This window comes from Quadrisphaera setariae (assembly GCF_008041935.1).
Lineage (GTDB): Bacteria > Actinomycetota > Actinomycetes > Actinomycetales > Quadrisphaeraceae > Quadrisphaera > Quadrisphaera setariae.
On the sequence record NZ_VKAC01000005.1, the window covers coordinates 101,651 to 113,858 of the forward strand.

Genomic DNA, 12,208 nt, shown 5'->3' on the forward strand with positions numbered 1-12,208 from the left:
CCTCAGCTGGCGAGCCTCAGGTGGTGGGCCACGGCGCGACCGGCTGCCACGCGCGCCACGAGCCGACCACCTGCTTGAGGTCGCTGACGTCCTCCACGCCGTAGCGGCGCGTGAACGCCCGGCACCGCTCCCACTCGGCCACGGCGTCATAGCTGCCGCCCATCGGCACGAGGTGGTCCACCGCCACCGCGTCGACGATGGCCGAGCGCAGCCCCTCCTGCGTGCGGGAGGACCAGTGCGCCTCCATGCCCCACCCCGCCGCCGACCCCTCCGGGAACGGCAGCACCCGCCCCTGGGCCCGCGGGGAGAACGCCAGCACCGGCCCGGTCTCCACGAACAGCGAGCTGCGCGCCACCGTGAACGGGCGCGCCAGGGTGAACGAGTGGTTCCACTCGCTCGTCGCGGCGTGCGCCGGCCCGGCGACGTCGATGCGGCCCTTCTCCATGAGCGCCACGAGCTGGCCCACGGACCCGCGCGAGTAGCGGACGTCGTCGTCGGAGATGACCCAGTACGGGAGCTCCCCGGACTCCCCGGACCCGACGGCGTGCTCGCGCATGCGCTCGTGCAGGGACAGCCGCGCGCCGGGGCCGTGGCCCAGCGTCCACGGAGCGAGCTGCGGCGCCGGCTCGTCGAGGGCCCACAGCACCGCGCGGGCGCTGCTGCCGGCGGCCCGGGCCTCGGCGAGCAGGTCGCGGACCAGCCCCTCCACGAGCGCCGCACCGGCCCGCCGGTAGACGAGCGTCATGAGCACCGGCGGCCTCGGACCACGGGTGAGGCGGGCGGAGAGCGCCGCGGTGATGCCGAGCCTCTGGCCGGCAGCGCGCACGGTGAGCACCGCGCGCGCAGCGGGGGAGCCGGCGCGGGGGAGGACGCGCACGCTCGTCACCCTAGGTGAGCGGATGGTCGCTCAGGGGTCGGTCGTGTCGAGGTCGTGGCGGTCCGTCACGGATCGTGCCCGGGGCGCGCCTGGTTACAGTGCCGAGGCCACCCCAGCGCCACCGGCGTCGCGCCGCCACGGACGGAGAGACAGCGTGCCCTCACCCCAGGACGCCCGCGTCGCCGTGATCCTCGCCTCCGCAGGACGCCCCGACCTGCTGGGCGAGCTGGTCGCCGACCTCGCCCGCCAGACCCTCACCGGCTTCGACGTGGTGGTCTCCGTGCCCGACGCCGCCAGCCTGCCGAGCGCGCCGCTGCCGGAGCACGTGCGCGTGGTGCACGCCCGCGGGCTCACCACCCAGCGCAACGCCGGCCTCGACGCCGCGCCCGAGGCCACCCACGTCTTCTTCTTCGACGACGACGCCGTGGTCCGCCCCGACTACCTCGAGCAGGCGATGGCCTTCTTCGAGCACCACCCCGACGTCGTCGCCCTCACCGGCCGCGTGCTGCTCGACGGAGCCGTCGGAGACGCCATCAGCGTCTCAGCGGCCGCGGAGGCGCTCGCCGCGTCGGAGACCGGACCGCTGGGCGGGCAGTGGACGCCCAGCCAGACCCTCTACGGCTGCAACTTCGCGGTGAGGCGCGCCGGCGTGCCGCACGAGCGCTTCGACGAGCGGCTCCCGCTGTACGGCTGGCTCGAAGACCACGACTACGCCCGCCGCATGCTCCGCCACGGCGCCATGGCCAAGGTCGACGACTGCGTCATCGTGCACCGCGGCGTGAAGTCCGGCGGGCGCACCGCCCACGCCCGCCTCGGGTACGCGCAGGTGATGAACCCCGCCTACTTCCACCACAAGGGCAGCTTCCCCACGGCGCTCGCCTGGGACGAGACCATGCGCCGCGTCTCCAAGAACGCCGTGCTCTCCCTCGGCGGCCCCGAGCGGGAGTGGCGCCGGCTGCGGCTGCGCGGCAACCTCCTGGCCGCCGGCGACCTGCTGCGACGGCGCTTCACGCCCGAGCGCATGGCGCAGCTGCCGCCCGACGGCCGCTGACGTCGTCGTCCTGCTCTCAGGTGTAGACGCGGACCCAGTCGACGTAGAGGTCCGACGTGCCACCGGTCGGGTCCAGCGCCACCGGCCAGCCGCCGCCGAGGGCCATGTCGAGCAGGAAGAAGAACGGCTCCCCGGAACGGCCCAGACCGCGCTTGTCGGCCACGAGCTGGCCGTCGATGGAGAACTGCGCGCCGTCAGGGGTGACGCGCACGCCGTAGTCGTGCCAGCCCAGCGCCCAGTCCTGCACCTGCTCGGGGGAGAGGCACTTCGAGCCGGTGCTGCCGGCGTCGTCCGGGGCGCCCCAGTCGTGCAGCGTGTGGCACGTGAAGGACGTGTCGTGGCCGTACAGCTCCACGGCGTCGACCTCGCCGGCGGTCTTGTTGTCCGTGGTCGCGGCCTGGGAGTTGAGCATCCAGAACGCCGGCCACGTGCCCTTGCCCGCCCCGGCCAGCATCCGCGCCTCGAAGTAGCCGTACTGCGCGCTGAACCCGCCCGCGCCCACGCGCGCCGAGGAGAGCAGCCCGCCGACGTGCTGCTGGCCGTACGGGGCGTCCACCGGCAGGTCGCCCTTCGGCTCCGCCCGCAGGCGCAGGTAGCCGCCGGGGATGGTGGCCACCGTGCCGGCGCCCGTGGCCGGGTCGGCGAAGACCGCGTCGCCGAACTGCGACGTGCCCCAGCTCTCCGGCTTGCCCGCCGCGTAGACCGCGCCCGCGCCGGTGCCGCTGACCGACAGCGGGGTGTCGAAGCCGTCCTGCCACTGCAGGGTCATGCCCTTCGGCGCGTGCCCGGCGTCGGTGACGGGCTGGCCGGTGGCCTTGACCAGCTGCAGGTGCAGCGGGTCAGGTGAGGCGGCGGAGCCGCCGCTGGCCTGCGCGACCTCCAGGGCGAACGGGCCCGCCGGGAAGGTCGACGTGTCGACCGTGAGCGTGGCGCGCCCGTCGCCGCCGGCCGTGGCCGTGCCGACGGTCTGGACGTCGCCGCCCTGCTGGGGCTGCGTCGTCGCCGTGACCTGGGCCCCGGGCTCGGCCTGGACGACGACGGTGGCGTCCGACCCGGTGACCTCCGTGCCCACGGCCGGGCAGACCAGCGCCAGCTGGCCCGCGGGGGCGGACCCGACGGGCGAGCTGCTCGCGCTGCAGTCCGACGCGGTGGGCGGGGTGACCTCGTAGGTGGTGCCGGTGGTCTTCCACGGCACGGGCGTGGAGCCGGCGGTGTAGACGGCCACCTCGCGCAGGGCCGCGCTGGCGCTGGCGAAGTTCTCCTTCAGGCTCAGCCGCACCGACGTGGCCGTGCGCGGGGCGACGGCCACGGTGGTCGGCAGCGCCCCGCCGCCCTCGATGCCGGAGACCACCACGGAGCTGCCGTCGGAGAACTCCAGCGTCCCCGACAGCGGGCTCGAGCCCGAGGACGCGGCGTCGGCCATGCGCTCGCTGGGGCCGAACACCTGCACGGCCGTGACCAGCTGCGGCTGCGACCACGCCAGCTGCACCCACGGCGTGCTGTCCGAGGAGGCGGCGCGCCACTCGCGGCCGGTCTGCTGGGCGGGCAGGTCGCCGTCGACGAGCGCCTCCGGGGACGAGCCGGAGCGGGAGGAGGACGCGGTGGCGGTGACGCCCGCGAGGGGCGTGCTGGCGGCGGCGTCCCCGGAGGCGGACGCGGCGGTGGCGGGCGGGTCGCCGTCGTCGTCGAGGAGCAGCCGGGCCAGCCCCGCGCCGGCCTCGCCCGAGGCCACCGTGAAGCGCGCCGACGTCACCGTCTGCTGCGGGAAGCTGACCTCGGTGCTGCCGGAGGGGCCGGCGGTCACCATGACGCCCGCGCCGCCGTCCAGCGTGAGCAGGCCCGAGGTGACCGCGGGGGAGCCGTCGGCGGCCACCAGGCGCACCCGGTCGACCGCGGTGGGGGAGTCGAAGGAGACCTGCACCCACGCGCCGACCGGGTCGTCGCCGGCGGTCCAGGCGGCGGGCGCGCGGCCGCCGTCGGTGATGAGGCCCTGCTCGTCACTGACGTCGCTGCCCTCGGAGGCGGTCACGCGGTCACCGACGGGCGGGTGCGGCCGGCCCAGCAGCCACCACGCGCCACCGGCGATGACCAGGGCGGCCGCCACGATGCTCGCCACCACGGCCGTGCGGCGCCGGCTGGTGCGCTGGCGGTCGCGGGGGCGCAGCGGGGCGTCGTCCTCGGTGGGGGCTGCGGAGGCCTCGGAGGGCGCGGAGCCGTCGGGGGACTCGGGTGACGCGGAGCGGGGCGGCACAGGAGGTCTCCGGCGGGGAAGGGGGCCTCGGGCGTCGGTGACGGTAGCACCGGGCCCTGTGCACGCAGCGCCTCGCGGACCTCCACCGGCACCGCTCGGGGCGGGACGAACCGGGACGAAGCGGCGTCCACAGGCCTTCGGCGAACCCCGGTCCGGCGCGAGCGCCGTGTGCCAAACTGCGAGACGCCGGCGCCCGCCGAGCACTTCCCCGTCGCCGGAGGGCACATGTCCCGCACGTCTGATGCGGACGACGCCGTCCCGAGCGCACCCGGCCCGAGCGGCCCGCACCAGCCCGTCGTCGCCGTGGTCGTCGCCTCCGCGGGGCGCCCCGAGCTGCTCGGCCGCCTCGTCGCCGACCTCGCCCAGCAGACGCACCACGACCACACCCTCGTCATCTGCACGCCGACCCCTGACGACCTGCCCGCCGGCGGGCTGCCGTCCGACGTCGTCGTCGTCCACGCCCGGGGAGCCGCCGCCCAGCGCAACGCGGGCCTGGACGCCGTGCCGGACGCCACCCACGTCTTCTTCTTCGACGACGACGCCGTGGTCCGCCCCGACTACCTCCAGCGCGCGCTGGCGTACTTCGCCGCGCACCCGGAGGTGGTGGGCGTCACCGGCCGCGTGCTGCTGGACGGCTCCGGCGCCTCCGCCCCCGAGGTCACCCGCTCCGCTGCGGAGGAGGCGCTCACCGGCTCGCTCGCCGACCCGCTGCGCGGCGCCGGCAAGCCCGTCGACGAGCTGTACGGCTGCAACTTCGGCTACCGCGCCGACGTCGACCCGGCCCTCCGCTTCGACGACCGCCTGCCCCTGTACTCCTGGCTGGAGGACCTCGACTTCGCCGGGCGCCTCCTGCGCCACGGGTCCCTCGCCAAGCTCGACGACGCCGTCGTCGTGCACCTCGGCGTGAAGTCCGGAGGGCGCGTCGCCCACCAGCGCCTCGGCTACTCGCAGGTCATGAACCCGTTCTACCTGCGCCGCAAGGGCACCATCAGCTGGCAGCGCCTCGCCTACGAGGTGGGCCCGCGCCTGGTGGGCAACTCGATCCGCTCCGTGCGCCACCCCGAGCGCGCGTGGCGGCGACGTCGGCTGCTGGGCAACACCCGGGCCTTCGGCGACCTCGCCCGCGGGCGCTTCACGCCCGAGCGCATCCTCGACCTGCCCCCTGCCTGAGGCCTGATCCTTGACGCCCCAGCACTCCCGCGGCCGCCACGTCGCCGAGGACGCCGTGGTCGACGCGGTGCCCGCCCCGCTGGCTGCCCCGCCGGCCGACCCGGCCACCGATCCGGTCACCGAGCCCCACGTGCCCGGTGAGACGGGCGTCCCCACCGAGAACGCCGTACCCACCGAGAAGCCGGCCGTCTCGATGCGCCGGGCCATGGCGTTCACGACGACGACGAGCATGCTCGTGCCCGTCATCGGCGTGGTCACCGCGCCCGTGCTCGCCCGCGCCCTCGGCGTGGAGGGCCGCGGCGAGGTGGCCACCGCCATGGCGCCCGCCGCGCTCGTCGCCGCCGTCGCCACCCTCGGGCTGCCCGAGGCGCTGACCTACCACCTCGCCCGCAGGCCCGACCAGACCCGCCGCGCCCTCGTGCCCGCGGCGCTGGTCAGCCTGCTGCTCGGCGCGCTGTGCTGGGGGCTGTCGTGGGCGTTCGCGTCGCTGCTCACCAAGGACGACGTCCAGCTCATCCCCATCATGCTCATCGGCACCGCCCTCGCCCTGCCGCAGATGCTCGTCGGGCTGCTCCGCGGCGCCGCCGTGGGCCTGCAGATGTGGGGTGCCGTCGCCGCCGACCGGGCCCTGTCCTCCCTGCTGCGCCTGGTGGTGCTGCTGGCCCTGGCGCTCGCAGGCGTGCTCGACGTGCGCGTGGCGGTCATCGCGATGTCCGTCATCCCCGTCGTGACGGGGGTCGTCTACTGGAAGGTGCTGCTGCGCCGGCCGCCCGCTGAGGCTGCTGCGGGCGCGAGCGCTGGTGGGCCGCCGTCGTCGGCCTCGATCACGCGGGACGTGCTCTCGTTCGGGTCGAGCACCTGGCTGGGCGCGGTCGCGAGCATGGCCACGGGGCGCGTGGCGCAGCTCATGACCACGCCGCTGTCCGACGCGACCCAGCTCGGTCTGCTCGTGGTGGCGATCACCATCTCCGACGTGCTGTTCATCCTCATCACGGCCGTGCGCGACACCCTCTTCGGCGTCAACGCGCGCTTCGACGACCGCGAGCAGCTGATGGCCATCTCCCGCTCGGCGCTGCTGGTCGGCGCGGTCGGGGCGCTGGTGCTCGGGGCGACGGTGCCGCTGTGGATCGGGCCGGTGTTCGGGGCGCAGTTCGCGCCCGCCACCGAGCCGACGTGGTGGCTGCTCATCGCCGCGGTGACGAACATCCCCGGGCTGATGGCGGGCGCCGGGCTCGGGGCGTGGGGGCGGCCGGGGCTGCGGTCGGCGTCGTTCGTGGTGGCGCTGGTGGTGCTCGTCGGGGCGTTCCTGCTGCTCGTGCCGACGATGGGCGCCGTCGGCGCGGGGCTGGCGGCCATCGCCAGCGGGACGGCGATGTCGGTGTTCGCGGTGGTGCTCGCCGCGCGCGTGAACCGCAGCTCGCCGTGGGCGTTCGTGGTGCCGCGGGGCAGCGACGTGGTGGCGCTCGGCCACGAGGGTGCGCGCCTGGTGCGGGCCGTCCGCGCCCGCCTCCCGCGCCGCCGCTCCTGACCCCACATCCCTCCGTGATCATGGGCTTCCGCCACCCTCGGGTCCCACCTCCCCGGTGACGACCAAGGACGTTCCGTCCGCCCAGTGACTGCGCCGGTGCAGTGACGTGCAGATCGTGGCGATCCATCGGGCGCTGGTGCGTGAGGAGCCGATCGATCGCCACGATCTGCACGCTCGAAGGCTGGGCAGGGCCCGCTAGGGGGCGTTCGGGCGCGGAACTGCTCGATCGTCGCGGTCGGGGTGGCGGACGCCCATGATCACGGTCGGAGGGTGCTCCGGAGGTCCATGATCACGAGGGGGAGGGGGAGGGGGCTTCCTCGTCGTCGGGGGAGGCCGAGGCCGCGCGCCCGTGCAGGCCGCGCGGGGACTGCTCCAGCGCCTCCTCCTGCTGCCGCACCGCCGCGCCGTGCGCGAGCACCCCGAGGCACAGCCACAGCAGGCCGGACGTGTCGTTGAGGTCGGGCCCGCTGATGAGCTTGGTCAGCAGCGCCGCCGCCAGCGCCCAGACCACGGGCCGGTACTGCCGCAGCGTCCACGTGCGCGTCACCAGCAGCACCACGGCCGCCGCGAACAGCACCGTGCCCACCAGCCCGACCGTGCTGAGCATCGACGCGAGGAACGAGCTCGGCCGGTTGGACCCGAGCCCCACCCCGAAGCCGAAGGTGTCGAAGAGGATCCGGTAGGAGTCGCCGTCGGCGCCGGAGCGGTCCCGGTAGGACGACGTGCCGACCTTCGCCGACACCTCCCCGGTGAGGAACGCCAGCACCAGCGGCACCACGAACGGCAGCGCCGCCAGCGCCGCCGCCGCCCCGGACACGCCGCCCAGCGTCAGCTCGCGCCGCGCGATGACCACCTCCACCAGCCACACGCCCACGGCCATCGCCACGAGCAGCGCGATGGACACGATGAACGTGGTGGACGTGGAGATCGACCCCAGGAACACCGCCATCGCCAGCACCACGCCCACGCCCACGCGGCGCAGGCCGCGCACCTGCGGCAGCCGCGCCGTCATGTACGCGATGGTCACGAGGCACGCGACGGCCAGGCCCGCCGGCTCGGAGAAGATGCCGCGGAAGCGCACCACCCCGCCGGGCGCCCCGTCGATGTAGGCGAACGCGGGGGAGTTGTCGAAGAACCCGACCGGGAACGGCACGCCGAACGTCTTGCCGGCGTACGCCCACAGGCTCAGCACCATCGTCAGGCCCGCGGCCAGACCGACCACCTGCGTGCGCGCCCCGGCGCCGCGGGCCAGCAGCACCACCACCGCCACCGACAGCACCGCGTAGATGAGCTGCGCCTGGTTGGACGCCGTCAGCGACCCCGCGCGCAGCTGGTTGGGCACGCCGCCGGCGGCGTACACGGTCATCCCGTCGAACAGCAGCGGCGCCGCCACCGTCACGACGACCGCCCACACCGCCAGCAGCAGCAGCGGCGTGGTGCCCGGCGTCACCGGGTGCTCGAGCCGGCGGCGCGTGCGGGAGCGGTGCACCAGCTGCACGAACAGCACCACCAGCGCGCCCAGCGCCACGAAGTAGAAGGTCGGCACCGCCGTGCCGCCGGCCACCAGCGCGGCACCGGCCGGTGTCGCGCCGCCCAGGGCCAGCGCCGTGGCGTAGCGGTGCGGCTTCCACAGGCCGTACGCCACCACCGCCAGCGCGAGGAGCGTCAGCGTGGTCATGGGGTGGTCACGAGCTCGTCGGCAGCGGCCTCAGACGGCCCAGGCCTCGTCGGTGCGCGCGCCGACCAGCACCACGCCCACCGTGGTGACCCCGGCCGAGGTCAGCGACCCCGCCGCCCGCTGCAGCCCCGACCGCGACGTGCGCCCGGCGTCGGCCACGAGCAGCGTGGCGGTGGCGCGGCCGGCCACCACGCTGATCTCGGACCTGTCGAGCGCGGGCGGGCACAGCAGGACGCGGTGGTCGTAGCCGCCGGTGAGCTGGTCCAGGGCGGCGCGCCCGTCGGCGGTGCCCACCAGCGCGCCGGGCGTGGTGCCGAGGTTCTCCGGCACCAGCCAGGACACGTCGTCGACCTCACCGGCCATCACCGGCAGCCTGCCGCCCGCGCGGCCCCCGGTCAGCGCCTCGCCCCGCGCACCCAGCGGGCGGCTCGGTGCCGTCAGGTCGATGACCAGCACGGACGCACCCGTCTCGGACAGCGCCTGCGCCAGCCCGACGGCCACCTCCTCGGCGTCCTTCTCCGACGACGACGACACGCTCGCCACCGCCACCACGGACCGGTCGCCGCCCGGCCCGGCGGTCAGCACGGCGCGCAGGCGGCGCAGGCCCTCGCTGCGCGCCTCGTCCTGCTTGCCGCGGCGGCCGTACGGCAGCACCGAGACCACGCGCAGGCTGCGGCTGCGGGGGACGTCGGCGGCGGCGCGGATCTTGTCGTCCAGGGCCTGCCACAGCGCCAGCGCCACCACGCCGAGGGCCAGGCCCACCACGGCGCCGGCGATGACGTCGTTGCGGGGGCGGGGGGCGTCGGCCACCTCGGGCACCTGCGCGACCTGCACGGGCGTGATGACCACCGCGGAGCCGTCCAGGGAGGGCGCCACCCGCGCCAGGGCGGTGGCCACGGCGTTGGCGCGGGCCGCGGCGTCCTCACCCGTAGACGCCTCGGCGTCGATGTCGATGAGCGCGGTGTCGGTGCGCACCGTGACGTTCACGGCCTCCGCCAGCACCTGCGCGGTCAGGCCACCGCCCAGCGAGGACGCCGCCTGCGTCAGCACGGTCGAGGACCCGGCCACCCCCGCGTACGTCGGGGCCCGCTGCACGCCGTAGGAGCTCACCTGCGCGAGGTCGCCGGGGGTGTCGTCGCCGCCGGCGCTCACCACCACGGTCGCCCGGGAGAAGTACGTGGGCGCGGTCAGCGCCGCCACGCCGAGGCCGCCGGCGGCTCCCAGCATGACCATCGCGATGAGCAGCCACGCGCCGCGGCGCGCGAGGCGCACGTAGTCCTGGAGGATCAAGGTCACGTCCTGGGGTCGGGGCCGGGGAGGCCGGGGCCGACCGGAGGGGCTCCTCGCGGCGGCCTGCACCGGCCGGTGTCGGCGCTGGGGCGTGCTCCGGCGACCATAGCAACGCCGACTGAGCACGGAGGGTGATCTCCGCAGAGGCTCAGCAGAGATCGATCAGGGGCTCGCAGTGGTGGTCAGGGCGGCAGGTCGAGCACCCGCTCCGGGGTGAAGCGGCGCCGTGCGGCGTCGGCCAGGGCGAGGGCGTTGCCGTGCAGCCGTCGTCGTCGCCAGGCCCCTTGCGGGCTCCTGACCAGCGACAGCGCCGCGTTCTTCGCGAGGCGAGGCACCACCTGCAGCAGCACCATGCTCACCGCGAAGCTGCCCGCGTGGTGCAGGTACACCGGGTTCATGACCTGGGAGTAGCCGAGCCGCAGGTGCGCGGTGCGCCCGCCGGAGCGGACCCCCCGGTGGACCACCGCGCAGTCGTCCACCTGCGCCAGCGCCCCGTGCCGCTTGAGGCGCTCGGACAGGTCGCGGTCCTCCATCCACGCGTACAGCGGCAGCCGCTCGTCGAAGCGCTCGGCGTGCCCGTCCAGCCTGATGGCGAAGTTGCAGCCGTACAGGCCGCTGATCGGGTTCCACGCACCGGTCGGCCCCGCGGCCTCGCGCGCGGCCAGCGCCGCCTCGGCGCGCTCGCGGCTGACCTCCTCGCCCTGGGCGCCGTCGAGCAGCACCTTCCCGGTCACGCCGACGACGGCGGGGTGCGCGTCCAGGAAGGCCAGCGCCGCTTCCACGTACCCGGCGCCGACCACGGAGTCGTCGTCGAAGAAGAACGCCGTGCGGGCCTGCGGCGCCGCGGCCAGGGCGGCCGCCAGGCCGGCGTTGCGCTGGGCGGGCAGCCCGCGCGCGTGTGCCAGCACCACCCCGTCCGGCAGGCCGCCGGCGGGCAGGCTCGCGGCGTCGGGCACGCACACCGCCACCACGAAGCGCGCCCCGTGCTGGGCGGCCAGGTCGCGCACGGCCTGGCCGACGAGCTCCGGGCGCCCCGCAGAGGCCAGGACGACGACGGCGACCGCACCCCTCGTCGCAGCCGGTCGCCCGGTTGCGGTTCCGGAGGGGCCGCTCACCGCTCCACCCGCCGGCGTCCCCCGTCGCGCCCTGCGCCGTCGCGCAGGTCCACCACGGGCGGACTCGAGCTGCGCCGCGGGCTCGGCACCGGGGCAGAGCCCAGCACCTGCCGGTACACGTCCGCCGTGAGCGCCGCCGTCCGCTCCCAGGAGAAGCCCGCTGCGCGGGACAGGCCCAGCGCGCCCAGCCGGGTGCGCAGCGCCTCGTCGGCGACGAGGGCGTCGACGGCGTCGCGCAGGGCGTCCACCCGCAGCGGGTCCACCGCGAGCGCGGCCCCCGCGGTCAGCTCGGCCAGCGCGCCCGCCGTCGAGGTCACCACCGGCGCCCCCGCCGCCATCGCCTCCAGCACCGGGATGCCGAACCCCTCGTAGAGGGAGGGGTAGACGAAGGCGGTGCAGCGGCGCAGCAGCTCGTGCTTGGTGGCCGCGTCGACGAACCCCAGCGGCACCACCGAGCCGCCCGCCGCGGCGAGCTCCGCCTGCAGGTCCGCGGCGTGCGCCAGGGCGGTGCCGGCGAGGACGAGGTCGTGGGAGGAGCGCGCGTCGCTGCCCGCCCAGGCCCGCAGCAGCCGGGCGAGGTTCTTGCGCGGCTCGACGTTGCCCAGGTAGAGCACGAACGGGCGCTCCCGCAGCGGCCGCGGGTCGGCGCGGCCGGCCGGGCCCTCGGCCGCCCCGACGGCCTCGGTGACCGCCAGCGGCGTCACCACCACCTTCTCCGGGGGCACGTCGCACAGCGCCACCAGCTCGTCCTTGGTGAACTGCGACGGCGTCAGCAGCACGTCCGAGCGCGCCACCTGCCAGCGCAGCGCCCGCCGCGACGCCGCGAGGTTGATCCGCGAGAACACCTGCGGCAGCCGCAGGAACGCCACGTCGTGCACGGTGCTGACCACGCGGGTGCCCCGCGGCAGCGCCGGCAGCCGCTCGAAGTACGTGCAGTGCACGAGGTCGGCCCGGAGCCCGAACGCGCTCGCCGGAACCAGCGGCGCGTACGCCGCCAGCCCGTTGAACGCCTTGCGGGGCACCGGCCCGGCGCCCCGCACGCCCACACCCGCGGGGGACGCCGCGAGCCCGTCGGGTCCGTCGCCGATGACCAGCACCTGCACCTCGAGGTCCCCGGTCTCGGGGTGGCCGGCGGTCGCGGCGAGCGCGGCGGCCAGGTGCCACACGTACTGCCCGACGCCCGACAGGTGCCCGCGCAGCGGGCGCCCGTCGACCAGCACGCGGGGCCGCCCCGCCGCAGCGCTCACC

9 protein-coding genes are annotated in these 12,208 nt (G+C 76.0%); 3 read left to right on the top strand and 6 right to left on the bottom strand.

Going from position 1 to position 12,208, the window contains the following annotated elements; genetic code table 11:
* Window positions 1–16: 16 nt before the first annotated feature.
* Window positions 17–877, bottom strand: a complete 861-nt coding sequence (locus FMM08_RS09455; protein ID WP_147926122.1) for a hypothetical protein — start codon at window positions 875–877, stop codon at window positions 17–19.
* A 154-nt stretch (window positions 878–1,031) separates the two neighbouring features.
* Between FMM08_RS09455 and FMM08_RS09460 the strand changes: the two genes are divergently transcribed.
* Window positions 1,032–1,928 (top strand): glycosyltransferase family 2 protein, encoded by an 897-nt coding sequence (locus tag FMM08_RS09460; RefSeq protein WP_222710609.1) that lies wholly within the window; start codon window positions 1,032–1,034, stop codon window positions 1,926–1,928.
* A 16-nt stretch (window positions 1,929–1,944) separates the two neighbouring features.
* On the opposite strand, the gene FMM08_RS09465 is transcribed toward FMM08_RS09460, so the two are convergent.
* Complete coding sequence (locus tag FMM08_RS09465) at window positions 1,945–4,179, bottom strand: glycoside hydrolase family 16 protein (RefSeq protein WP_147926124.1); 2,235 nt, start codon at window positions 4,177–4,179, stop codon at window positions 1,945–1,947.
* Window positions 4,180–4,404: 225 nt separating this feature from the next.
* Between FMM08_RS09465 and FMM08_RS09470 the strand changes: the two genes are divergently transcribed.
* Entirely contained in the window at window positions 4,405–5,349 is a 945-nt protein-coding gene (locus FMM08_RS09470; protein WP_147926125.1) for a glycosyltransferase family 2 protein, read from the top strand.
* Window positions 5,350–5,359: 10 nt separating this feature from the next.
* The gene (locus tag FMM08_RS09475) at window positions 5,360–6,877 is read left to right on the top strand and encodes a lipopolysaccharide biosynthesis protein (RefSeq protein WP_147926126.1); all 1,518 of its coding nucleotides are present in this window, start codon (window positions 5,360–5,362) and stop codon (window positions 6,875–6,877) included.
* A gap of 289 nt (window positions 6,878–7,166) precedes the next feature.
* Here the strand turns inward: FMM08_RS09475 and FMM08_RS09480 are convergent, their stop codons facing one another.
* The 4 genes from FMM08_RS09480 to FMM08_RS09495 all read right to left on the bottom strand — a co-directional run bounded on the left by FMM08_RS09480 (window position 7,167) and on the right by FMM08_RS09495 (window position 12,207).
* The gene (locus FMM08_RS09480; RefSeq protein WP_147926127.1) at window positions 7,167–8,555 is read right to left on the bottom strand and encodes a hypothetical protein; all 1,389 of its coding nucleotides are present in this window, start codon (window positions 8,553–8,555) and stop codon (window positions 7,167–7,169) included.
* Window positions 8,556–8,585: 30 nt separating this feature from the next.
* On the bottom strand, window positions 8,586–9,845 hold the full coding sequence (locus FMM08_RS09485) for a hypothetical protein (RefSeq protein WP_147926128.1): 1,260 nt from the start codon (window positions 9,843–9,845) through the stop codon (window positions 8,586–8,588).
* A gap of 182 nt (window positions 9,846–10,027) precedes the next feature.
* Complete coding sequence (locus FMM08_RS09490; protein WP_222710610.1) at window positions 10,028–10,960, bottom strand: glycosyltransferase family 2 protein; 933 nt, start codon at window positions 10,958–10,960, stop codon at window positions 10,028–10,030.
* On the bottom strand, window positions 10,957–12,207 hold the full coding sequence (locus tag FMM08_RS09495; protein WP_147926129.1) for a glycosyltransferase family 4 protein: 1,251 nt from the start codon (window positions 12,205–12,207) through the stop codon (window positions 10,957–10,959). Before FMM08_RS09495 ends, FMM08_RS09490 begins: the two co-directional genes overlap by 4 nt.
* Window position 12,208: the final 1 nt, after the last annotated feature.

Coding starts and splice junctions, on each gene's coding strand:
- FMM08_RS09470 (WP_147926125.1), top strand. CDS start 4,405: ATGTCCCGCACGTCTGATGCGGACGACGCCGTCCCGAGCGCACCCGGC.
- FMM08_RS09480 (WP_147926127.1), bottom strand. CDS start 8,555: ATGACCACGCTGACGCTCCTCGCGCTGGCGGTGGTGGCGTACGGCCTG.